The organism is Enterobacter cloacae complex sp. (assembly GCF_900322725.1).
GTDB classification, from domain to species: Bacteria; Pseudomonadota; Gammaproteobacteria; order Enterobacterales; family Enterobacteriaceae; genus Enterobacter; species Enterobacter quasihormaechei.
Window position 1 is genome coordinate 613,122 of record NZ_LT991957.1, and the last position, 23,733, is coordinate 636,854.

Annotated in this window: 22 protein-coding genes; 6 read left to right on the forward strand and 16 right to left on the reverse strand. The window is 52.9% G+C overall.

Annotation, left to right across the window (positions count from 1 at the left end; translation table 11 throughout):
• The first annotated feature begins 149 nt into the window (after positions 1-149).
• Genes DBR02_RS03060 through DBR02_RS03070 form a run of 3 tightly spaced genes read left to right on the forward strand, consistent with a single transcriptional unit; the run spans position 150 to position 2,880 of the window.
• On the forward strand, positions 150-512 hold the full coding sequence (locus DBR02_RS03060; protein WP_047052272.1) for a GtrA family protein: 363 nt from the start codon (positions 150-152) through the stop codon (positions 510-512).
• Positions 509-1,426, forward strand: coding sequence for a glycosyltransferase family 2 protein (locus DBR02_RS03065; RefSeq protein WP_107533489.1), 918 nt, complete (start codon positions 509-511; stop codon positions 1,424-1,426). The genes DBR02_RS03060 and DBR02_RS03065 overlap by 4 nt, the downstream gene beginning before the upstream one ends.
• The gene (locus DBR02_RS03070; RefSeq protein ID WP_107533490.1) at positions 1,423-2,880 is read left to right on the forward strand and encodes a glucosyltransferase domain-containing protein; all 1,458 of its coding nucleotides are present in this window, start codon (positions 1,423-1,425) and stop codon (positions 2,878-2,880) included. The genes DBR02_RS03065 and DBR02_RS03070 overlap by 4 nt, the downstream gene beginning before the upstream one ends.
• A 30-nt stretch (positions 2,881-2,910) precedes the next feature.
• Here the strand turns inward: DBR02_RS03070 and DBR02_RS03075 are convergent, their stop codons facing one another.
• Positions 2,911-5,616 carry a right-handed parallel beta-helix repeat-containing protein gene (locus tag DBR02_RS03075; RefSeq protein ID WP_059585504.1) on the reverse strand — a complete coding sequence of 902 codons (2,706 nt, stop codon included), beginning with the start codon at positions 5,614-5,616 and terminating at the stop codon, positions 2,911-2,913.
• 195 nt (positions 5,617-5,811) lie between these two features.
• Here DBR02_RS03075 and DBR02_RS03080 point away from each other — a divergent pair, with 195 nt between their 5' ends.
• Positions 5,812-6,072 carry a hypothetical protein gene (locus DBR02_RS03080; protein ID WP_032671830.1) on the forward strand — a complete coding sequence of 87 codons (261 nt, stop codon included), beginning with the start codon at positions 5,812-5,814 and terminating at the stop codon, positions 6,070-6,072.
• A 223-nt stretch (positions 6,073-6,295) separates the two neighbouring features.
• Here DBR02_RS03080 and DBR02_RS03090 read toward each other — a convergent pair whose 3' ends face one another.
• From DBR02_RS03090 to DBR02_RS03160, 15 genes are read right to left on the reverse strand one after another with little or no spacing between them, the layout of a single operon-like run.
• A complete protein-coding gene (locus tag DBR02_RS03090; protein ID WP_107533492.1) occupies positions 6,296-9,052 on the reverse strand; it encodes a hypothetical protein in 2,757 nt (918 codons plus the stop codon).
• A complete protein-coding gene (locus DBR02_RS03095) occupies positions 9,052-10,617 on the reverse strand; it encodes a hypothetical protein (RefSeq protein WP_107533493.1) in 1,566 nt (521 codons plus the stop codon). Before DBR02_RS03095 ends, DBR02_RS03090 begins: the two co-directional genes overlap by 1 nt.
• A complete protein-coding gene (locus DBR02_RS03100; protein WP_107533494.1) occupies positions 10,617-13,145 on the reverse strand; it encodes a hypothetical protein in 2,529 nt (842 codons plus the stop codon). Before DBR02_RS03100 ends, DBR02_RS03095 begins: the two co-directional genes overlap by 1 nt.
• A gap of 12 nt (positions 13,146-13,157) precedes the next feature.
• A complete protein-coding gene (locus DBR02_RS03105; RefSeq protein WP_032671835.1) occupies positions 13,158-13,697 on the reverse strand; it encodes a virion core protein, T7 gp14 family in 540 nt (179 codons plus the stop codon).
• Positions 13,697-14,161 (reverse strand): hypothetical protein, encoded by a 465-nt coding sequence (locus DBR02_RS03110; RefSeq protein ID WP_107533495.1) that lies wholly within the window; start codon positions 14,159-14,161, stop codon positions 13,697-13,699. The genes DBR02_RS03105 and DBR02_RS03110 overlap by 1 nt, the downstream gene beginning before the upstream one ends.
• A complete protein-coding gene (locus tag DBR02_RS03115) occupies positions 14,161-16,638 on the reverse strand; it encodes a hypothetical protein (RefSeq protein ID WP_107533496.1) in 2,478 nt (825 codons plus the stop codon). Before DBR02_RS03115 ends, DBR02_RS03110 begins: the two co-directional genes overlap by 1 nt.
• Complete coding sequence (locus DBR02_RS03120) at positions 16,638-17,243, reverse strand: hypothetical protein (RefSeq protein WP_040117947.1); 606 nt, start codon at positions 17,241-17,243, stop codon at positions 16,638-16,640. The genes DBR02_RS03115 and DBR02_RS03120 overlap by 1 nt, the downstream gene beginning before the upstream one ends.
• The gene (gp10, locus tag DBR02_RS03125; protein ID WP_045342894.1) at positions 17,243-17,566 is read right to left on the reverse strand and encodes a capsid staple protein; all 324 of its coding nucleotides are present in this window, start codon (positions 17,564-17,566) and stop codon (positions 17,243-17,245) included. Before gp10 ends, DBR02_RS03120 begins: the two co-directional genes overlap by 1 nt.
• A 51-nt stretch (positions 17,567-17,617) precedes the next feature.
• Positions 17,618-18,004: a hypothetical protein gene (locus DBR02_RS03130; protein WP_063921810.1), complete on the reverse strand. Its 387-nt coding sequence runs from the start codon at positions 18,002-18,004 to the stop codon at positions 17,618-17,620.
• Positions 18,005-18,008: 4 nt separating this feature from the next.
• Entirely contained in the window at positions 18,009-18,449 is a 441-nt protein-coding gene (locus tag DBR02_RS03135; protein ID WP_032634949.1) for a Bbp16 family capsid cement protein, read from the reverse strand.
• A 51-nt stretch (positions 18,450-18,500) separates the two neighbouring features.
• Entirely contained in the window at positions 18,501-19,487 is a 987-nt protein-coding gene (locus DBR02_RS03140; RefSeq protein ID WP_045342886.1) for a major capsid protein, read from the reverse strand.
• A 17-nt stretch (positions 19,488-19,504) separates the two neighbouring features.
• A complete protein-coding gene (locus DBR02_RS03145; RefSeq protein ID WP_063928596.1) occupies positions 19,505-20,203 on the reverse strand; it encodes a peptidase in 699 nt (232 codons plus the stop codon).
• A gap of 2 nt (positions 20,204-20,205) precedes the next feature.
• Positions 20,206-20,502, reverse strand: coding sequence for a Bbp19 family protein (locus tag DBR02_RS03150; protein WP_032636545.1), 297 nt, complete (start codon positions 20,500-20,502; stop codon positions 20,206-20,208).
• On the reverse strand, positions 20,499-22,169 hold the full coding sequence (locus DBR02_RS03155; protein WP_107533497.1) for a portal protein: 1,671 nt from the start codon (positions 22,167-22,169) through the stop codon (positions 20,499-20,501). Before DBR02_RS03155 ends, DBR02_RS03150 begins: the two co-directional genes overlap by 4 nt.
• A 14-nt stretch (positions 22,170-22,183) precedes the next feature.
• Positions 22,184-22,390, reverse strand: coding sequence for a hypothetical protein (locus tag DBR02_RS03160; protein ID WP_032636549.1), 207 nt, complete (start codon positions 22,388-22,390; stop codon positions 22,184-22,186).
• 773 nt (positions 22,391-23,163) lie between these two features.
• Here DBR02_RS03160 and DBR02_RS03165 point away from each other — a divergent pair.
• Together DBR02_RS03165 and DBR02_RS03170 are read left to right on the forward strand one after the other, a co-directional pair.
• Positions 23,164-23,349 (forward strand): hypothetical protein, encoded by a 186-nt coding sequence (locus DBR02_RS03165; RefSeq protein ID WP_107533498.1) that lies wholly within the window; start codon positions 23,164-23,166, stop codon positions 23,347-23,349.
• 44 nt (positions 23,350-23,393) lie between these two features.
• Positions 23,394-23,696 (forward strand): Gp49 family protein, encoded by a 303-nt coding sequence (locus tag DBR02_RS03170; RefSeq protein ID WP_063162238.1) that lies wholly within the window; start codon positions 23,394-23,396, stop codon positions 23,694-23,696.
• Positions 23,697-23,733 lie beyond the last annotated feature (37 nt).

The following is a 23,733-nucleotide window of genomic DNA, read 5'->3' on the forward strand; positions in this document are numbered from 1 at the left end:
ACCACCGTTTAATGTGCATAAAGAACCCCCTTAGTTGGTGAGTTCATCATACACAATAAACCATATGTGGTTTAAAAAACCTCAGACAACTCTTAACGAAATTACCCAAAAGGTGATAAAGTAAGGTTTTATATTTTTCGGGCGTAAAAGTGCTTAAGTTATTCGCAAAGTACACATCGATTGGCGTCATTAACACGCTCATTCACTGGGTTGTGTTCGCTATTTGCATATATGCATTTCACACAGGGCAGGCACTTGGTAACTTCGCTGGGTTCGTCGTGGCAGTGTCATTCAGCTTCTTTGCAAATGCCAGATTCACTTTCAAGTCTTCCACCACAACCATGCGCTACATGCTTTACGTTGGATTTATGGGCTCGCTGAGCGCTGCTGTTGGTTGGGCTGCTGATAGGTCCGGAATGGCTCCGATCGTGACCCTTATTCTTTTCTCCGCCATCAGCCTGGTGTGCGGATTTATTTATTCAAAGTTCATTGTCTTTAGGGATGCGAAATGAAAATTTCTCTGGTCGTTCCCGTCTTCAACGAAGAAGACGCAATACCGATTTTTTATAAAACGGTTCGGGAATTTGAAGGGCTTCAGCAGCATGAGGTCGAGATAGTATTCATAAATGACGGCAGCAAAGACGCGACAGAATCAATTATAAACGCGCTTGCTGTTTCAGATCCGCTTGTGGTGCCGCTGTCGTTCACTCGCAACTTTGGAAAAGAGCCAGCTCTATTTGCCGGGCTTGATCGTGCCACCGGAGAAGCGATTATCCCGATTGACGTCGACCTTCAAGACCCCATCGAAGTTATTCCTCACCTGATTGAGAAGTGGCAGGCCGGCGCTGATATGGTTCTGGCTAAACGCTCTGATCGCTCTACAGATGGACGACTGAAGCGCATGACCGCTGAGTGGTTCTATAAGCTGCACAACAAAATCAGCAATCCAAAGATCGAAGAAAACGTTGGCGATTTCCGCCTGATGTCTCGTGAGGTAGTGGAAAACATTAAGCTCATGCCAGAGCGTAACCTCTTTATGAAGGGCGTATTAAGCTGGGTCGGTGGCCGCACTGATGTCGTGGAATATGCCAGGGCAGAGCGCGTGGCGGGTAACACGAAGTTTAACGGCTGGAAGTTGTGGAACCTTGCTCTTGAGGGGATCACCAGTTTCTCTACCTTCCCCCTGCGGATGTGGACTTACATCGGCCTGTTCGTCGCCGGTGCTGCATTCCTGTATGGCGCGTGGATGATTTTGGATACCATCTTTTTTGGGAATGCTGTCCGCGGATATCCTTCCCTGCTTGTTTCAATACTTTTCTTGGGAGGAATACAGTTGATAGGAATTGGAGTCCTCGGTGAGTACATTGGCAGGATTTACGTAGAAGTGAAGAATAGACCTCGTTACGTGCTGAAGGGAAGAAAATGATAAGAAATCTTAAAAATGATAAGTCTATATTTTTAATATCGCTGGCTCTATCATTTGTATATATATTGCCATTTATCATTAATAACAACTATGTTGTAGATGATTGGCTTAGGACTGATACCGGAGTTACTGCTTGGGAGGGTAACGGGAGGCCTCTTTCCTCTGTCATAATGGCTGCGATTAGCATGTTTGGCGGAGGTTTAAATTTCTTTGGGGATGGTGTTTTATATGATGTTTTCCCGCTTACCATTATATTATGCGCTTTTGTGATGATCTTTTGCGGGTATCTTATCTCTGTTGAGCTAAGCCTGAAATCCCCAATTGCTAAAGCAGCATGCATGTTACTACCACTGACTTCAACTTTATTCATTGGTAATATTTATTTCAGGTTTGACTCTTTAATAATGTCATTATCCTGTCTCGGGGCTATTTTACAGGCAAGGATGAGCGCAGAGAGAAGTATTGTCTGCTGGATTAGTTCGGTGGCGATTGGGTTTATTTCAATATCAATATACCAGGCATCTATACCATTCGTTTTATCTTACCTTGCATTAATGTGCTTTATGAGGTTCTGCAATGAAAATAAAAATGATGTTATTAACTTAATCTTAAAGGTATTTTCATCTCTTTTCTTTTCGTTCTTGCTTTATAAATTAATGATGCTGGTATTCTTTGATGGAGATTCCTATACCTCCGGATACACGGACACTCACTCTGAGTTAATACCACTTTCAGTTGATGGATTAAAGATATTTGTAAATAACTTCTCATTGTTTATAAATATGCTTTTCAAGGTTACTGCATTTGCCCCTAGTATTATTTTGTTAACATTGATAATTGTTATGTTGGTAATCTCATCAATAGAAAGAAATAAAACTACTGCATTTTCAGTGCTTGTATTTGTAGCAATAATAGTTCTCGGATTTGCTCCTTATCTAGTTTTGAAAAGCCCTATAGTAGAACCTAGAGTGATGATAGCCGCTGGATTATCATTTTGTGCACTACTAAAGGGTGCGGAAATGATGAGTAAATTAGGTGCTTTATCAAAATCATTGATTGTGGTAATTATTACATTCAATTTTAGCCAAGCATATGGAGTATCGAATGCTTTCAAAATCTATCAGCGTATAGACAGAGTGGTCGCTCAGAATATTGCCTACGACCTAATTGAATGTGGTTATAAAACAGGTGATAAGATAGTAATTTCTGGCTTCCCTTCTTATCCAGATTCTGTCAAGAGAATATACGATGCTATTCCGGTATCGCAATATCTAGTAGGTTCTGCCTTTGCAAACTACAGGTTCAAGTATAGCCTTATGAAACAGTATGGCATATCATCACCTATACCAAAAGATGAAAGGTTTAAAGGAGATGGAGAGATTATAAAAAACAATAGCCTTATTAAATTAATTAAATACGAAGATGGATACAGAATATATATAAATAGAATGTAAAATAACGCCCCCTTAGAGGGGCGTTATTATTTATAGCACTGAGTCATATTGAACCAGAGGTTTAAGACTGATGGTTACATCTGTTTGATTTGTTATCGCTGGAATAACAACACCAGATGGTCCGACCGCAATGTTAGCGATAACACCTGTCGTAGATGACCTCACAACATCTGTCGATGTGCCAGTAGTGCCTGTGTTAGCTAGTTGTACCTGCCTTGCTCCAAATGCATCTCCAGATCCTGCAATGGTTGCCTGCCAAACCCCTCTAAATAAGCTGGCTGGAATTGAAGTAGACGCCGATCCTGCTGGAATAGATATTCTTGTATTGTCGTAGAAAATTATGTCTGAGGCTGACATTGTGCTACGAGAACCAATGCTTAATGCTTGGTTTCCAGAAAATGATATATATGTCCTACCATCCAAAACAAACGATGATAGCAAACCCGCCTGGTTTAATGTGTTTAAATCAACAATGTTTCCATGAGCGATGATTGATTTGGGAATTCCAGAAATTTTATACCCAATTACACGATAGTTAAGCGACAGGTTGTTCAGTTGCTTAACGCTGTTTCCCACCAAACGTATGCGCTGACCTCTGTAAACTTTGTTAGTCCCCGCTCCAGCATTCACAGCTATGCCCTCAGTCGTATTGTTGACTGTGTTGCACTTCATGACAACACTATTGTGGCTGATATCAATATCCTGGAAAACGGCGTAGTTGTCGTCACCAGCACCTGTGCTTATTGCTACCCCATCGTATGCACGGAGTTCACAGTAGTTATTGTGTATCTTGACAAAAGGGTCTGGGTATGTGGCTTGCGTGGCTTCGCCACCACCACCAACATCAATGCATCGTGTATACTTAGCACCGATCAGTAGGCCTGTAGTTTCACTGGCAGGTACATCACGGGAACGGACATAGTTATCAGCGACAATCAGGTTATATGGTTCATAGTTGGGTGCCCAACCTGGTCCACACTTAGCGTAGATACCTACAACCCCATGCTCAAGGCAATGGTTGTTTGCGATGATAGCCTGGCCTCCACCATGGAAGTCAATACACTTGCGGCGGCAGTTACGAATCATATTCTCAGTAATTGTTACATTACGGATTCTTCGGTTTCGACCATGTGTGATACCGTAGCCTGGGTCGTAACTTGCGTTCAGTACATCATCCCCATCAGGGTGACCGATGTCTTCGATGTTATTCGCCATGTAGTTCAGGCGATATCCAGAGAGGACGTAGATGCCTGCACTGTAGCACTTGCGAATACGTGTATTAATAACCATCACGCCATCAGGTACATCTGCATCTGTGGTGTAATCACTTGCACCATAGGCTGCTGCTGTGTTACGGATGCCAATACCTACCGCACCAAAGTTAAACCCAGAGATGTCACAGTCATTGATAAGAATACCACGGCATGCACGTTGAACCTTCACACCGCAAGCCCAGCTACCGATGTTGCCGCCAAGGAACTTGCCCCACGTGTTCTGCCAACCTGAAGCTTGGCTGCCGTCTGCATTGTATTTAGGGAATTGACCTGTAACACCAGCGTATGCTCCGCCAGTATATGCGCTGGTATCAAGGGCATTATTTGGTGCAAGAACTAGAGCAGAATCGTACCCGAATCTGGCTTCTCCTTTCTCTGCATACCCAGTTGTGGTATCAATTGCAGGGAAGATTCCCGGACCCTTGATAGTTAAATCAACAGTAACATGCTCACAGGCTATGAGGCTTAACGCATCAAGGCCATGCGTCTTAACCAGCAATGTTCCATTGTGAATTTTGATACCCTTCTTTCCAACCAATGCAAGGCATGGGCTATAGTTATAAGTACCGTCAGAAAAGTCGGCTTCATTTGGATATTGAATAGCTAGGGCATAATTCTTACTTATTAGAAATGTGCCACCAGCAAGATCAAGATCACCATCAGTTTCGTCTATAAATTTTTGAAGTGCTAATGTGTCATCATCTTCACCATTGCCTATTGCTTCAAAATCGAAAGGACTTTTCCGCTCATTAAGTTTATCTTCTACAGTGCGATCGCCGTAACCAATCTTTGATGAGCCTGTTGGCTTCGCCAGCTCAATAAGAACGTCTGATGCTGATCCTGATGGTGGAAGAACAGGGAATGGATTGCCTGCACTATCAAAGGCGACAATTTTATTAGCCCTTGTAGCTGCATCTGGCAATGAAGGTATTGCCTCAGGAACGCGTAACGTGCGATTTAGATTGTTGTTTGCCAGCGTATCAACATAGTTTTTGGTGGCCGCATCTTGCGGGTCTCTCGGATCGCGTAAATTGCGAATGTAGTTGTTCAGCGCGTCATACCAGTTCGCGATGCTCGATGGCTTGCGAAGAGCCAGGCGGAACAAGCTGTATGCCTGCTGGATCAGCATAGTCAGCTTGTCAAAGGCATCTTCATGTACCTCAGCGAAGAACTTGCCCTGGTTGCGCAGGTCGGTTTCCTGCGTCGGCTCCAGTTCTCTGGCAATGGAAATCTTCCAGCCATTTGTCAACGGAGTGGTGAGAACCACATTACCGCCGCTGTATCCTCCTGCGTTCGTAACCGTATAGTCAGTATCCAGAACCAGGACTGTGATGTTTTCGTTGAGATCTACAACTGATACAGCAAGATCTGTTTTTTTGAATATGCGGAACGTGTACGGGAAGGATGTCGTAACGCCGTTCCCCGTGTAATCGTTATGGTCAACTACGGTTGATACCGTCATGGCCTGTCTCCAGTTAAGCAGCGCCCGGCGCGCGTGCATCATCTGGACAGTTTATTACCTAGCAAACCTTATATGAATTGAATGAATAACAATCAGGAAAGTTATTACCTTTTAGGTAAATGGCAATTCGTGCTGGATAGTATTTCGAACATTTGCTACTGTACATATATACAGTGAATGCATGGAGATTATCAGATGCAACGTCAGTATCATCACCCGCTGGAAAAAGGATTTGCCGAACGAATACACACGCCGGGAGGCGTCCGCTCCCTTGTTGAAGATTCTCACCTGATGACGTTGCTGCGCCAGCTTGGTGAGGATGGGTTTAACGTTGATGGTCCGATGGCTGAGTTGACTGCTCTGGTTAACTATGTCACCAGCTCGCAGATGTCCATGAAAGATCTGCAAATGCATCTTGATTACTGCGTGGAAAAACTGAAGCAGGAAACGACATAAAGTAAAGGCCGCATGCGCGGCCTCGTGACATGTCACAGTAAAGGAAGTTTAAAGATTATTGCGGCAATGATGACGAAGGTCGAGAAGTAAACGACCTTCGCCGACCACTCTCCTAACCACTTTTTCCTGATGGCAATTACAGTCACCCACAAATAGGCAGTACCGCATACAACTACGGAAGCAAACCAGAACAACATCAATCCAATACTGACTAAGATGTCCATCATTGGCCCACCGCCTTCCCGAGATCTGGAGCGCGCCGCGGTGTTGTTTCGCCGGGCTCCCACCAACTCGTTGTGTTAAATTCCCGCTGCGCGCGGTCCCTTACCCGATCGTTGTACCCAGGGTTCGCCATCTCCTGAAGCTGTTGCAGGATCAGGTGATTGGTAATGGCTTTTGCATACCAGAGGTTTGCGAACGGGGTGATCATTCGAGCCGTCTTAAGCGCGTCGGCACCGAATGAAGTTTCTTCCCCCTGCAATGCCTTCTGCGGGTTAGTGATCAGCAGTTTAGTTAACTGTTCTGCAAAGCTGAGCACTGGTCCGCCGATGGTAGCCGCGATACTGGAACCATATTGCGTATGGTCCTGGAAAAGGAAATCGCCGTAGATACCGAATGACCCACCTTTCAGAAGAGCCTGTACCCATGTAGTTGGCTTCGTCATATCCAGTGGATCATTACCGGTCAACAGGCTATTCATCTGGTTTGCAAACATCCCGGCCAGAGTCGTGCCTGCAATGTATGAAGCGAGGAATTTAAGAGCTGGTACCGTGTCCAGATCATTAGCCCGGTTTACCAGCTGGCGGAACCCAGCGAATGGCGTTGTCTTAAAGAGCATGAAACTCTTGATCAGCTGTCCGGCATCGTCTCGGGCATAGGTGTCAAGGCCGGTAGCGGTCGTTACGGCGCTGGTCATCTCGCCGTGCGTGATACCAAGAAGTTTCTGAGCGGCCTCGGCTCTGGCGTTACGTACCATGCGCGTGATGGTCTGCTCTGCTTCTGCGTCGAACGCCTCTTTCATTTTCTTCAGGCGCTCTGGTGGCATATCGCCAAGCGCGGCCAGCGCTGCATCACTACCTGCACGCACCTGCGCGATACGGTCAGCCATGATGTCGGCGATCACTTCATCAGGCACGGCGTAGATCGCATCAGGAGTCATACCCATGTGACCGGAGGTAGTCATTGGCTGTAGGTCTGCCGCTGCCATGATCGCCCAGTCTTCATTGCTCCAGCCTTTGTTAGCAAGGATGGTTTTATCTGACCCTTTTACGTCATCCAGAGTCTTAAATTTGCGGGTCAGTTCGCCAATGTTTTTATACATCAGCAGGCCAAAAGCCGCCTTGTTGGCGCGGTCCATGGCGATCAGACCTGACCATTTCAACGTTTTTTCTGCGAACCAGCCGGTGATTCCGCGCGACAGGTCAAAGCCGCCCATCTTCGATACGACAGCAGCATGCGAGTCCACAAGCAGGCCGAGCTCGGCATTGGCCTTTTTGGCATCACCGCTGAACAGGTTGCGAATGGTGTTTGCAGACAGGCGCATGCCGTCTCGGGTAAAGCCAAGAGCCTGGGCATTGGCGCGCATGATCGCCTGGTCGCTGGTTGCGGTCAGTACGCTGGTGCCGAGCATGGCGCTGGTCATCAGGTTGCGCAGGCCGCCAACCGCCGACGTGAATACGCTCGATGTGGCCGCACCGTTAAGCCCCGCCATTGAGTTAAACATGCGCTCAACCATCTTGCGCTCATCGTTCATCTTGCCGACTTCCTTTCCGCCGGTTACTGCACGCTGATATACGCGGTCCAGAACCAGCGAAAAGTTGCGGGTTGCGTCCGGGCCGAATGCTTTAACGACACCCAGATCGCGGGAGGAGGATTGCAGGTGCGACATCATTACGCCCACCACCGGCTGCTGCGTATAACGCTCCATGTAGGCGAAGTGCGACTGCGCATCCTTGAACGCCATCACCCTGCTCTGGGAACCGCGATTCTTTATCCCGCCGGTGCCCATGAACGCGCCCGGGTCGATTTTGTTGGCGCCATCGGTGGCCTTCGTTTCAAAGATCGCTTCCAGCGCCTGGCGATACTCGATGTCATTCATCGGGCTGCCGTCTGGATTAACGTAGTTGCTGCGATCCTGCGTGTTGTAAACGTCGTCCACCCATGCCTGGCGGGCAAACTCAATCGGAGGCTGACGGCCTGACAGTCGCGCTTTGGCCTGTTCTGCCACCGGCAATGATGCCAGCCATTCATCTCGCCCGGCGTTGCGAATAAAATCAGCGTCGTCCACATACGGCAGATGCCAGTCTTCTCGCAGGCCGATATCGAAACCGTTGTCGTTCATTTCCTGCCGGGCCCGGCTGGTGACGTCATTCCATACCTGGGCGATTTTTTTCGCCTGCGGGTTCCCGGTGTCCTCGCCATATAACTCTTTCAGGATCTGGAGCTGTGCAGACTTTGCCGCCTGCTGGTCGAACAGACTGCGGAAACGCTGCTCACCGAGTGCTTTGCTCTGCTCGAAGAATTTACGGACGTCATCACCGGCTTTGAGCAGTTCAGCACTGAGCTGGCGTGACCAGTCCTGATATGCTCCGGTTGCCAGTTCCTCGGCCGAGGTCACGGCAATATCCTTACCGTCAGTTGTGCGCCGTCCTGCGAAGATAAACTGCTGCAAATTGGCGGGTGTTTGCTGCTCTGGCGGGATATTAGCGTCGAGGGTATCTGTCACCCTGCTGATGGCGATCGCGTTCTGAGCGACGCGCTGACGCTTCTTATAAACGTCATGCACAACGCGCTGTCGCACAAGATCAGCGGCCTCCATGTACGTCTGCGCATCAGGGATGCCAGTCTTGCCTTCCCTGGCATTTTTTTTATGTACCTGGCGCACGGCCTCTTTGATACGGTCCTCAATACCTTTCAGCTCGTCAGCCTTTGGCTGGCGGCCCAGGGTCTGCGCAATGGCTTCAACACATGCCTGTTTCATTATGGATTCCTCAGGAAGCACGCGGCGGCGACTGAATAAACTTTCGATTCGTTCTGCACGGTCTGGATTTGTTCATCAAATTCAGCCAGAACATCGGAGAGTTTCGCCGGTTGCCCGGTGTCGGGGTGCGTAATTGTCAGGTCCGGATTAGTGGTCGCCATATCGCGCGCCGCCATCAGGTCGTAACTGTTGGATGAAATAGCCTGTCCGGTATCGGGATCCACACTGACCTGCCCGCCAGTTTCGTCTGCTGCCGTGAATGCGCTTTCGGCACGCGGAGCAGGAGCCTCTCCAGCCAGTTCTGACGGCGTTTCATACCTGACACCATTCTCTTCGAAAACCTGCTGCATTGCATGGTACTGCTCGCTTGCAGATTCCAGCATGCCAGGCCGGGCCGGACCATCCAGCCCGCGCGCCATCATACCGACGTTAACAGGCTGGCCGTCATTCAGCTGTCGATACGCTTCGTCCATGGCTGCCACATGGCTGTTGATGCTCTCGTTGCTGGCATGCAGCACCGGGGAGGATTCCAGATCGTAATAGAGCCCCTCATTCAGAGTGTGGGCGGCATCGATATCGCTTGGCTTAATAGCAGGAATATCTGTCGTGGCGGCAGGCTCTGTCACTGGTGACTGAGAATCCGAGCGAACCGGTGATCCTGGCGCGTCTGTCACTGGCGCTACTTCGGCCACAGGCGATGGCTCTGCGCTTGCATCAGGTGCGCTCTGCACTTCCGCCGCCGGGATCGGCGCTTCAGTATCTGCTGGAGGCGGCACGTCAGCATTTCGCGCGGCAAGGTGATGGGCACCACCAAAGGCGCCACCCAGCACTGCATCCACCAGAATCGCCTGGCCGTCGAATACCCGGTACTGTTTCGCCATCTCGGTGTAGCCTTTCTCCTCCAGTGTTTCGCCGACGGAGTAACGGTTCAGGCCACCGAACCCGGTGTTTATTGCCACACCTGAGGCAATGCGCGTTGCCAGAGTGGTGCCGATGGCAGCAGGTAAGGCCATGCCCGCTGCGTTGAAAAGGCTCTGCTGAGTTGCCAGGTTGCGCGCCGTCGACTCGTCTACACCCTTCCCTTTGAAATCCTGATAGGACTGTTCATACGTAGAGCTGAATGCCGTAGCTGCGCCGACCGCGGGGCCGCCGACAATGGTCGCACCAATGGCCGGCACGAACTGACCGAGGCCATAAAGAACCTCAGCAGCGGTGCCCTGGCTACCAACATCCGGCTTCACATACCCGCGAGCATCCTGCAACTGTTTGCCAATCGTGTCGTATGTTTCATTCAGCGCTTTATCGGCATCAGGAAACATCACACGGAAGATATTGACCGTTGGCGCCACGTCTGCGGTGAATGCCGGATCGCTGATCAGGCGTTTACTGAATCCGACGGCAGACTGTGCAAGGCCGAGAGTGCCCTCAGCCACGCCGCGCACCGGTGCGGCGATTGAACCCTGGAAGAATGTCGGCTCATAGTCTTCTGGTCGTGCCGGATTGGCCGCTGCTTTATCGTCGGTCCACGCCTGGCCTTCCGGAGCCAGAGAAAATACATCAGACATTATTCGACCCTCACAACGATAGCTTCATTGGTTTTCGGATCCGTCGCCCAGCGCCCGCTGCCGCTTACCAGTCGATACTGGTTGTTGCCAATGTTGACTGGCGTGAAGTTTGATGCGGAGTTTACGTTCAGACCGGCATCTTTCAGCGCCTGCTGTGCAGATGCGGTGTAGCGGTCCTTGAAGGTGGATTTATCCATGCCGAACGGCATTACCACATCGCCACCATTAAAGCCCTTGTACACGCCCCCTGTGGCGTATTGCGCCGCCTTTTCCACTACGTCGGAGTTGGCTGCATCAGTGCGCGTCATGGAGGCATCACCTGACTGATAAGCGATCCCGGCGTAAGCTGCCTTGAAAAGGTTATAACTGAGCTGGCGCGCCTGCGCGTTATTGGCGAATGCATTACCCACCTGATCGTCGAATGCTCGTTTCAGCTTATCTTCGCTCGGCAACTGCACCGGGGTTATACCAGCATCTTTCATTGCCTTCGTTGGATTGAGCAACTGATCGCCAGCGAGGATCACCTTCGATACGTCGTACTTATTCATGGTCGGCTTGTAGCCAATGAACTGACTGTATGCGATCGATGGTTTTTTGTTGTCGTACTGGTTATCCGGCGTCCCCAGCAGCAGCGCGGAATATGCAGTTGCTGCGTTGTTAGGCGCAATGGCAGACGCGACCTGGCGCATTGCCGGAGCGGACAGCGTTTCCCCCATGCTCTGTAACAGGCTGATTGTCTGGTTTACGTCTTTGGTACCGCGTACCTGTTCAGACAGTGCCGCAGCCTCCTCACTGGACAGAATAGGCGCATTGATGCCCAGCGCGCGCAGGCTTTCCTGTGAAGAGAAACGGTTAGCAACCTCAGCTGTGATGTCGTTAGGGTTGTTGCTGGCGATCGGCTTATAGGCTCCAATCTCCACCGCGGCGTTGAACGGGTTGTTCTGCCTCTGGCTGATCACCTTTGAGGCCGCCGCCGATACCTGATCGAATAATTCAGCGCGGGATGCATATCCCTCGCCTGTTTCCTCGGTTCCTGGCTTCAGCTGATTGACGTAGGCTGTGATGCTGCTCGTCGGCATGTTGCGGAATGAGCCAATGTACTGCCCGGCGATCTGCGTATTCCGAAACTCGGTATAGCGGAGATTACCTTCCCGCACCCCATAGGCAACCAGGAAGTCGGTCTGCGTTGGTGCATCAGGGAAATCAACACCGCGCATGTATGCCGCGCTGGCATCGCGAACCCGACTGTCGATACTGGTGCGATATTCCGCCTGCTGCTGCTTGCGAATTTGGTCAGCCTGGCGAAGGAAGGTTGCCTGCGCTTCAGGAGATGCAGCGTCGAATGCAGCATTGCCGGTATATCGCTTGGTGCTGGTCGGAAGCTGTGACAGGCCAATAGCTGCACTGACACCGGTGGCGAGCTGCTGGTCGCTGTATGGCTGGCTCCCGTTCTCATGCTGGATGATTGCAGCACATAGAGCCTTCAGCGTGTCAGGGTTTGATGCGTCAAGCTGCTGATCCGCAGTTACGCCGAGCTGTGCACATACTGCCTGAATGTAAGCATCGGTGTTGTTATTGTCAGATGGCGGCGCCCAGCGGTTGATAATGTCACTGACGGTATCGATGCCCTGGCGCTGATAAGACAGCAGGTTGCGGCCCAGCGCGCGAATGCCATGCTCCGGAGTTTCGAATTTAGCAAATCGACCATCATCACCGGTCTGCCCAACCCACGGATTAGTTTTGCTGTACTCGAGGTTTCCGGGGTTGTTATTGCGAATGCCGCGAGCGCTGTCGCCTGAACCGCCTTCCGATACCGCACGACGTGATCCAACAGCCGTGTCGCTCAGCTCACCATTGCTCTGAATGAACTCGATAGAGTTGTTAGCAGACCACTGAGAGAGAGCCGTATCAGCGACCTTCTCTTTAAATTCGGTCTTTTTCGCCTGAATCTGCTCGGCACTCCAGCCATGCGCGGCGCCATAGGTTTCGATCTGCTGAAAGGTCTGCTGGTTGTACAGCACGTAGTTGGCGTTATCGCCGTACGCAGATGCTGCCAGTTTCCCGTTGTTCGCCAGCGTCGCCTGGAACTGTCCTTCTTCATAGGCGTTAAGCTGGCTGATCTCGTGGCGTCCGGCCTGCGTCGTGAACTGAATGCGCTGCTGCTGTGCTTGCTGAAGGAACCCGGCACGGGCACCTTCTGGCAGGGTCATGGCGATCTGCTCTGCCTGGGAATCAAACTGTTGGGTGTACTCCTGGCCCTTACCCAGTGCATTCTTACCCTGAAGATTCAGCAGACCGGTATCGGGATTCGTCAGCAGATCACTCGATACCTGACTCAGTTGCAGCGATGCATCTTGCGCCTGGGCGACATCCGCCCTCTGCTTGGCCTGCGCGAACATGTCGATCGCCTTTGGCGCGACCTGAGAAATGACGTCGCCGACATTCGGCTGTTCGAACGCCTGAAATCCAGGAGACTGGAATCCGCGGCTTTCAACCTGGCGCCCGCTGACTGTTGGTACTGTTGGCATTTCGATATCTCCTTATCGACCGGTTGGCGTGCCGACGGCTGCGCTGATAGGTGCGGCCTTCTGTGAGAATGGCGACCACGTCCCACCAGCCATTTGATAGGCTCCGTAAGCCTGTAGCGGCGTTGTGAGCAGCGTTGTCATCGCCCCCATATTCCCCTGCTTACGCGCGGATACCGCCTGGGCGTCATAGTTGGCGGACTGCACCTGATAGCCGTAAGCCTCGCGCTGGGCGTTGTTAACGGTCGTCAGAGCATCCAGCGTGCCGAACTGAGCGGTATCTCCGAAGATATCCAGAGCATTACCGGTTGAGAGGTCTGCCCCGGTGGCCCCCATGGTTGCAGCCTGGGTGCCGGCTGCCTGGCGATTACGGCGGCGCACTTCCTCGGCCTGGGCATTGCCACGGTTAATCGAGTCCTGCGCCTGAGCTTCTGCCACATCCGCATTCTGCTCAGCAACAGCGGCAGAATATTTCCCTGTCTCATACTGGTTGTAAGCTGACAGCGCGCCTGCTGCGAGAGTCGCACCGGCTAAGATTGTGGTGGGTTCGCACATTATTTTTTCTCCATGTGGAAGCGATGAAACAGAAGACCGTGAGCGCCGTACGGCTGTGGTTCTTCAATGGTGAATCCCAGCCAGTGCAGCCAGATACGCGCTGTGTGGTTGCGGGCATCTACATAGTTTTCAAGATACGGGTAAACAGCCAGCATTGCATTGACCACTTTCCCGCAGCGGCGCAGGAAAGTGCGTTGGTATTTCTCCAGCGCATCGGTGCCCACCAGCCACGGGATACCGTTGCCGCCGATCATTGATGCCGGGGCCACGCCGAAGATGGTCACCCCTTCCCCGTTGATAAGCCCGGCGCAGGCGAAAGTTGACGTGCGCAGACCGGTTTCCAGAACGCGGCGCGGGCTCCATCCGTTTGTCGCCATAAATTCATCAACGTCAGCCTGGCGGACATGCGGGAGCATAGCTTCGATATGTTCCTGGGTTGCCGGTACGATCTGAGCTTTAATCATCAGAATCCCCCGACCGTCATGCGCGGCAGGACCGCCAGAACAGAAAGCGGCAGTGGGTCGAGCTGGCGCACCTTAACGCGTCCGTTCTTATCCCAGTTGCTGTCGAGCTTCACTTCCACCTTCCCGGTAGCGTCATCAACCGGATCGTCGTAGAACTCAAACTCACGCTGAGGATACTCGTACCATTCTCCGCCCGGAGTGGTTGCCCAGATGCCGCGGCTGGCGTTGACCACCATCGTCACAGTGGGGATCACCTGCTTTTTATCCAGCAGCGTTTCCTGCCCGTTGATATTGATGTCCAGCGTTTCGAATTCAGCGGTGATCGGCAGCCCGATATGCACCACTGCGCCCGGTGATTCCAGCGTGACAGCACCACCGGTTACGGTTTTCTGTGGCTCTACGCTGGCATCGGAGAGGATGTTGACTGTCTGGCCTTCGAGGTGTGACAGACCGCTGAAAGTCTGGCGGGCCATCTGCCAGTTAGTTGTGGCCGCAGTGCGCAGTACCGCGGGTACGTTACGGTTGAAGCGCACAACCACGGCGGTATTACTCGTTACGGAGATAATGTCGCCACGCAATTCTTTCGCCACCACTTCGCCGGTATCAGGATCCGTTTCTGAGTACGGGAACTGGATCTGAGCGCCAACGTCAGTGCCCACGAAATACGCCCCGCCGCTTATCGTCACCGGGTAGTCAACCTGATAGCTCCAGTCACCACTGCCGCCGCTGATGGTCATAGTACGTGTTGAGGTATTGCGTCCGTCATAGCTCAGTCCGCAATCGACAAAGAACGCATCTTCATCACTGGTAAACAGGCGGCTGGACAGGCGCTCTATGTAACGTTTCGTCTGTCCGTTGATGGTGCGGTTAACCACGAAGTAAACAGCGTCCTCGCTTCCTTCGCTGATGGAGCAGGTGCTTTCGTACTTTCCAGTGCTGGACTGCGGTGCCCAGGCAAATACCTGTTGGTCGCGCAGATAGGTCAGCACCAGCAGTTTGCCGTCATCGCGGATGCAGAACGCGCTGCTGTACGGCACGATGCAGAATGACCAGTCGACAATGCTGCGCTTCTGGAACAGGTGGTTTGCCAGTATGGTCAGGTCAGTGCCCTGGTATCCGTCCACGTCGAAGGAGTAAGCCAGATCACGGACCACGCTCCCCTTCTCCTGGATGAACAGCGCGATGTTTGCCACCGCGATCGGCGGCACATTGCTGGAGCCGTTGTTTCCCTGCGAGCTGAACGAAAACGCCGACGGCGTGAGGACCTTATTCTGGTCTCCGGATATCGTATATTCCCCGCCGGATGTCAGCGCGACCAGGTTGCCGACGTCGATAAGATGGCGTATCTCATTCACCTGTCGCCCGGCGTAGGTGTAGATGATGCGATCGTCATCCTGAATAGGGTTATTCTTGCCGAAGTCTTTATAGTCACCGGTCCGGCTCGCCCAGATCGTTTGTGGGTACGCGGTGGACGCGGCGAAATACAGGCGCTGCTGATAGTAAACAACCGTGCTCGGGTAGCCGTTGACACTGTTCCATGCGTACCGTGCCCACTTGTAGCTGCCATTAGCCGATCCGACAACCTGCGACGGGATATAGCTCACCACCGTAGCAGTGGCTGTCAGGCCGTCGCTGGCTACGGCTGTAATGCGCGCAATGCCGAAACCGCTGTGCAGGTATTCCCACTGGATTCCGGTATCACTATCCCCGGTTCCGCCCCATCCATCCCAGGACATGCCTTCCGTGTGAGAAGGCCGCAGGGCCCCGGTCTTGCCGGAAGTATTGGCACGGTAGTAGTTGCTGTCGGCGCGGCGTACATCGTTGATAGCGGTGGTCTTGCTGGTCTCCCATACGGGAACGGAATCAACCGCAGGCTGTTCGAGGTAAAACAATTTACCTACCTGCTCAGATCCGAATATGGCGGAGCTTGCCGTCAGCGTAATAGTACCGGTGCTGGCGCTGGCGTATACCTTCACTGACTCGTCAACGTTGATATCTTCGAACGGTCCGTTTTTGGTGGTGACATCAACGATCTGCCAGTTGTCGTGCGCGTAACGGCGCAACTCCTTCGGCGGATAGGCCGGGTGAACCAGCGTAAGCACGTCTGCGCTCTGCGTGAATTTGATGCGGAACAGGTCAGTCTCAGCATACGGCATCGCCAGTTCGTAGATCACATTGCTGCTGTTCAGCACATACGCGCCGTTTTTGATGACGCGCATATAGTTGTGCCCGAACTCCAGCGCATAAGTCTGGACGGTCGAGAACTGGAAAGGGATAAGGCGGCATTTTCGCGTCGGATATTTGGCTTCGCCGACGAAGCGCGTGCCCGGGCGATTCTCCACCCCGCCATACTGACGGACAATAAAGTTGTCGCACTTGCGCAGCGCCACCTGATACTTCGACATATCGATGCGCCCGTACAGCGACGGGCCAATTTCACCGCCGGCAAAGCTCGGCTGAATCCAACTGAAAGCCATTATGACAACCTCGCTGCGGTGAACTCATCAACTGGCGGCTGCGGCTCCTGGGATTCGTTCTGGCTGTGCGAGCCAGCGCTCAGGATGACGCTGCGGTACATGGTCAGTGCGTTGTTACCGAGATCTGCGCTGCCGGTCAGCGGCATATTGATGGCGGCGGCCAGACGCCAGGACAGCGCTTCCATGAAGATTGCATCGAACATGTTCACGTCGGTGACGCGCGCGATATACTTCAGCCATGCCTGAGGCTGATCGGTGTAGATCAGCTTTCCGGTGCCGTCGGTATCAGCCCCAACCTCATAGTTGATGCGCATGGCCGCCGTGGGATTACGTATGCCGGGCACCATAATTTCGGTGATGCGCAGGCAGTCAGTCGGATACTGGTAGGAATAAGCCCAGTCCGGCGGCGGATTGTTGGTATCGGCCAGCGCCAGGCGTTTGGTGGCAAAGTTCCAGTCGAAGTCCGCCAGCGCAGCATCGCGGCAGGAATCGAAATGCAGGGAGCACTGCCCGGCTTCTTTGCTGGCCTCGGTCAGGCTGTTAATGCTGCGGCTGTTCCCGATATTGCTCAGCGCGCGGTTACAGATCTCGATAACGGAGGCCATTAATCATCCTCCCCGCCGTAGAGAGTTTGGGCGGCAGTTTTGGGCTGCTCACCAGATACCGGGCTGAGTGCCATGTCAGTAATCTGCAAGCTGGCGTTATGCTGCATGCCATCTTCCGTTTCTCGGGTAGAGGTGGAACGAATTATGGCTTTCGCGGTGATCATCACTTCAGTACCAGCGGATTGTGGCGTTGCCTTGAGCTTGGCGAGCGTCTCGTTGTTCAGCTCAATGCAAAGGCCCCATGGATAATCATCGCGAGTCTGGGTTTTACCATCCTCATCCTGATAGGTGTCAGTTCCAGTTTTGAGGTTTACCAGTTCCATAGCGGACTCCTGCAATAAAGGGGCCGAAGCCCCTTGTTTTATTAGCGAGGCTTAGACGCCCAGTTTTTGCCGTTCTTCCGCAATACGCTCTTTGATCGTTTCAACATTCATGTTGCCAGGTTTCTTGTTGAAAAGTTCTTCGTACTGCTGGCGTAGCGCGGCTTCATCTTCACTGAAGGTATTGGCATCTTTACCGCCGGTATCTTCCTGGCCATCATCTTCATCCTGTGGTTCAGGCTGAGAGTCAACCGGCACGATTCCGCGCTTCTTATCTGCCTTCTTATCTGCCTTCTTCTTTGCCGCCTTCGCCGCTGCGTTGATCGGCTCCAGCGCAGATCCTGGCTCGCCGTCATATTCAATTTCTGAGCCTTCAGGCCAGAGGTTGTTATGAATATGGGATAAGCGCAGGACGCGGTATTTTGCTTTTTCCATTGCCATCACCTTAGCCAGTCACTTTGGAACGGATCGGGTAATAAGGAGTGTTGTTGTCAACATCCAGATTAATGCCCGAGGTGAACGCGCCAGCAGTCAGCGGACCGGTGCCGACTGAATAGTTAACGCGCAGATAACGCTGGACGCCCGCCGGAACTTTGGTTGAGAACAGGCGTTTGCCAACTGTCAGTGCAGACAGCGCCAGAGCACCGCTGTCGTAGATAGTGGTCCAGGTGGAGTTGTCAGGGCTGGTCTGCAACTGAACGTTGAGGGTCGCAGCACCAGCAGCGGTTGCAGTGGTGTCAACGGTTGCCCAGAACTCCAGCGGATAACCAACGCCGATATCGCGGCGGGTGCCGTCGATAGGGCCGAGGTCAATCACGTCCGTAGAAGCAGCAGAAGCTGTAACCGCCTGCTTCTCGGAGAACATCAACAGTTTGTCGAGGATCATTTTCTTTCTCCATTTATGGGCCGGTTAAGGCCCATCAGTTAATGACAGGCGTTAAACAACGCGCGCTTCTGTTTCGAGAATCGCATCGGTTTCACGGATTGGGATGCCACGGAACGTGGTCCAGAATTCGCCTTCAGTCTCTTTTACGGACAGAGCCAGAGAGGCTTTATCCAGAGATTGCAGATCCAGCGCCTGGGCAACGGTACGGTTCATGTAGAACACCGCGCGGCCCATTTTCAGGTTAGGGACGCGGTGCAGCGCTTTAACCATCAGGCTGACGATATTTGCAGCTGAACCTGGTACTGACAGATCGCTCACATCGATGTTGGCGATGCGCACAACGTAGCGCCAGTCACGGAGAGCCAGGCCGTTATCCCACTTATAATGGGTGCGGTAACCCTGGTATTTGCCGCCATTGGCATCGGTAAGCGTCTGCTCGCCGAGGTTCTGAGTCTGCAAACCAGCCTTCTGCCCTTTAGGGAAGATGCCGTGCACAGTGTTTTCACCCCAGACCACCAGCCAGATAGAGGTGTTATCTGTACCGGTGCCGCCAGCATCAATGATGTTCTGGCCGTTGCCTGCGGATTTGCTGGAGTAGCGGGATGACAGGCCCATGAACTGCTGCGGATTCACACTGGTGTCGCCGTAGAACAGGGTCTGAGCCATCTGCTGGTTCATTCCTTCGAGGAATGCACGATCTTCAGACAGGCGGAATTCAGCAGTGTTACCGTTAAGATCTGCCAGTGACTTATCTACTTCCGCATAAGCCTCCAGCATGCCGACAGTGTCAGTGACCTGTACGGTAGTTGATTTTGTCGGTTGCACACCGTAGTTCAGCAAACGCCAGGTAGGCTGCGGGAGCCCCGAGCGAACGGTGGTACGGTGACCAGTTGGAAGGTTACCCTCTACGAACATCATATCCGTCAGGATTTCGTTGGTCTGGGAAAGAAGTTCGACAATCTTATCGACCTTTCCGTTTGGATCAGTACGCTTAGCCCAGTCAGCCAGCGTCAGCGCATTTACGCCTTTAACAGCCATGGTTATATCCTCTCTTATTAGCCATAAAGCACTTCGGCCGCACTACGCTGGCCTTGATTACTGCCATCGACCATGCCGTCTTCCGACATGGCTTTACCGATCTTCACGAACGTTTTAACCAGGTCTGGATGGTTACCAAGCCCGGTAGCGTTCAGATATTCTTTCAGTTCCGGCGTGCCGAACTGGTCGAGTGCACGCTGCGCAGCACTGAGGTTTGCGGTCAGTTTGTCGCCGCCGATCTCCTTGTCTGCCTTCACGGTCTCTGCCCAGCCTTCGGTCTGCTTCTGCCAGGCTTCTGCCTGACGCTGCTGCACACCGGCCAGAATTTTTGGATATGCGTCCACCAGCTTTTGCGCCTGCTCGTTGGTCAGGTTCAGATCACGGGCAACGGGTTCGAAGTCCTTCAGCGCTTCGGTATCCAGCTCTACGCCTTCACCAGCGGTAAATTCGTATTTCTCCGGCGCACCTTCCTGCTTCTGCTTTTCGTCATCCGACTCCTCCGCTGGCTTTTCACCATCAGCGGGTTTGTCTTCCTGAGGCTTGTCACCTTCAGCGCCAGACTGTGGCTTATCGCCTTCTGGTTTCGCTGGCTCGCCTGCAGGTGCTGGAGCATCGGCAGCAGGTGCAGATTGCTCAGACGGTGCAGGTGCAGTGCCACCATCAGCAGGTTGCTCATTGCAAAGACGGCGATGCAGCAAACGTTCAAATAAATTCATGGTTACTCCTGTTCACTGGCCTCTGCGGCCATCTTCAGATACTGATCGGGGCAGTGCGTCATGACGCGCTGGAATAGCTCCAGAGCCAGATTGCGCTGCCCTTCGTTGAAAGCCATTGCCAGGGCATCCATCGGCGGTATGGCGGCGAATACGCGCCCACTCTCCAGCACTCTCCACACGACGCGGCGGCCCTGTTCGCTATCCATGACGAACTTGATGTCGTCCTTTTCGCGCTGCTCCAGATCGTGCTTCTTCCGCTCGTTCTGAATGCGCAGTTCTTCTTCGTCAAAGTCAGTCATTGCTGCGCCGCTCCTGCTGCGTTAGTGATTGCTGTCAGTGCGCTTGGATCTGCGGTTTGCGTATCGCTGAGCGTCTTCGCGCCCTGCGCTACGGCCTGACCCATTGCCAGCGCCTGAGCTGCCTGCTGTTGCTTGGCGCGCTCTTCACGAATGCCCTGCACCTGCTCCTGCGGAACGATGACGGTTGGCGATACGCCGGACATTTCGGAGAACGCGTCAATTGCCTGATCCACGTCGAGCTTGTCGAGCGCTTCAGGTTTGAACTGTGCGAGCTGGCCGATAAACCCAACGGTCTGCGACAGGCTGGTGAGCCCGATAGATTTCTGCGCCTGCGCCATAACGGAGATGTATTCGATGCGCAGCGGCATGCCCTGCATAACGTCAGGAGGTGGCGGAAGCATGTTCTTGCGCGCCATGATGGAGAACACGCGGTCGATAAGCGGATTGAGCGCTTCGTCGTTCAGGCGTTCCAGCACCGGGCCGAGCATCAGCAGTTTCTCTTCTTTCATCTCGATCACTGCTTCCACCGGCATTGAGCGGGTGTTGATGTTTTGCAGCATCATGAAGAGGTCGACAAAGTAGGCGCTGTTGATGGTCTGGCGGGTATCCTGAATGTCGGCCAGCAGGTCGGCGGTATTCGGATTTACCAGGTACGCAGGTTTGAAACCGTCCTGACCGCTCAGCACATCGAGATAGGTCACGTCACCAGGCAGCAGAGAAACGCGCTGATTTTTCAGCGACGCCGGCGCGACCATCGGCGGGTTAGTGGCTTTGTCGATCAGCTGAGCTTTACGTTTCTGCTCAACCTGAAGCGCTTTAACCTGTCCGAGTGCCAGCATGCCAGGGCAGGAGGATGCGTAAACGTCCTCGCCGTTAACTTCCCAGCGCGGCGCCAGAATCGGGAATTCATCGAAGCCGGATTCACGCAGCAGCTTGTCGGAGTCGCCTCCTGTCTCGAAATAGACAGAACGATACGGCTTGTTCTTGCTGTCCATCCTCCCGCTGTCGCGGTTGATGTTTGGCGTGATGCAGTGGTTTACTTCGATCCAGTTTTCATACGAGCCGCTTTCCCACTGGCTCTTCACGGACGCGCTGACATTGTCCAGGCCAAACTCTTGCACGAGCTGGCGCACGGTCATGGAGAACTGACGGAAGGATGTGTCGACGCTGCCACGCGGGCTGTTAGCCAGGTAGTAGCTGCCAATCGGGAATGGCATTGTGCGGATCACGTCCTGGTCATCTTCCAGAACAGCCATAGCGGCAGTACCGAAAGTACCCAGACTGGCGTACATGACGGGCAGAGACTGATAAAGATTCGACTTGTTGAACACTTCGTTCATGCGGCGCTGCACGACTTCCAGCCAGACCTTAACCGGGCCGTAATCCATCATGTCAGGGTCAGGCGTTGCCAGCTTGAACCACGGGCGCGCAGGGCTGGTGATGCCGGACATCATGCCGCTGGCGAGAATGCGCTGAGCGAGTGAACCGGTAGGGTCAACAATTTTGGTGTTGCGGCGATCGTCACGGTTAACATCAGACGTCAGGAAGCGGGAACCGCGCGGATTGATAAAGTCGCTCAGGTCGCGCCAGTGCGGCTCGAACGATGTGCGCTCATTCTTCAGCTGTGCGAGCTGCTTCAGCAGCCGCTCTTTTTCGGTTTCCACCATCTCTGCGCGCTCCGTTACTGACCGAGCAGCGTTTTACCGCTGGTATTGGCGGCGGAAGTGTCGCCCTGGGCACCGGTGAGCATGGTCGAGTTACGACCGGCGGCAGCACGGCGGCGGCGCTCTTCATCATCGCGCGCACTGACCACAGCGGCGTCCTGCTCCTGAGGTGCGGCCTGAACTTCTGGTGCCGCTGGCACTGATGGCTTGCTGCCGATACACATAGCGATAACCTCACACACGATTAAATTATTACCAATTTAACCATATACGGATTATTTTACGTAGTGTATTGACATAATGGACTGCAATTATTACCCTTCAGGTAACACAACATGAAAGCGCACTTTGATATTGGTTCTGTGAGGTCTTGTCGCTAAATCAAAACTGGTGAGTGCGCTTCCAGGTGTGAGCAGTACGGCATCTGGCACATGTGTCGTAGCGGTCCGGCGGGGTTCCTTGGTGTTCCTTATCCCCGAGCGGGTTCCCGGAATGTGCAAGTCAGTGTTATCGGTATGCACGACATGACGACTCACCATCGTGGCGATACGGTGTGACACCTCGGAAGAGACGAGGATACAACGATGAGAGCATTGGGGTGACCGGTTAATCCCGTGACGCTAACCGATACAGGCGCAGTGCTCTCAATGTTGTGGTGAATGCGCAGGCTGATGCGCGAATTTAGCGTCGACAGTTTCTATCTCCTTCCGGACTCGAGCGGAAAAACTGACTGACTAAGGGTGGAGAATGCCGGAGATCAGCACCGGCCACCACAACCCAATCACGCCTTAGGACCGTGATACGGCAGTACCAGGCAATGCGTGTAGCTTTGGCGGTGGCAGTTGCTCCCACTTCTGACCACCGCCCTTTTTACAGCAGAACGCCATTCCGATGACGTTGCGCTGTAAACCCTGCATCACCCGCCAAGGAAGGCACTCCGTAGTCCTTTGCTTCCAGTTAGCCCGGTTCGTCCGGGCATTTTTTTAAGGTGAAAATCATGAATCAGACAGTCGTTAATGTTCAGAAACAATCTCCTGCCGAAGAGATCCGCCGCGAGAATCTCTATCACACCAAATTGCAATGCCTGGCTGAAGTGCTTAGTAAAAGAGCTGTACTTGATGAGCGAGGTGCTGTTCAGGATGCCAAAGCCATCAACGCCGCATTCGATAAAATTACTTTCTGAGGTAAGCAACCATGGTATCAACAGCATCCCCAGCACCATCCTGCATGGCTATTGAGCAGGAAATTCAGGCCAAAGGCTTAACCGCGCCGCGCGTTACGCGAGACGACATGATCGCAAACATTGCTCACACTGAAATCGTTAAGCACGTTTCTGTTACCGGGCAGGTTCTGCGCTGGGCGATCATTACGACAAAGAATGGCTTTGCGGTTACCGGAAAGCCATCATGTGCAGTCTCAGCTGAAAACGACAATGAGGCGATCGGTAAACAGATTGCTCTGACGAATGCAGAGAACGAGCTGTGGCCGCTAATGGGTTACGCTTTGAAAGAGAAGTTGAGCCAACAGTGAAAGACGAATTCGACGGCTTTTAATGCCGTGACATGTC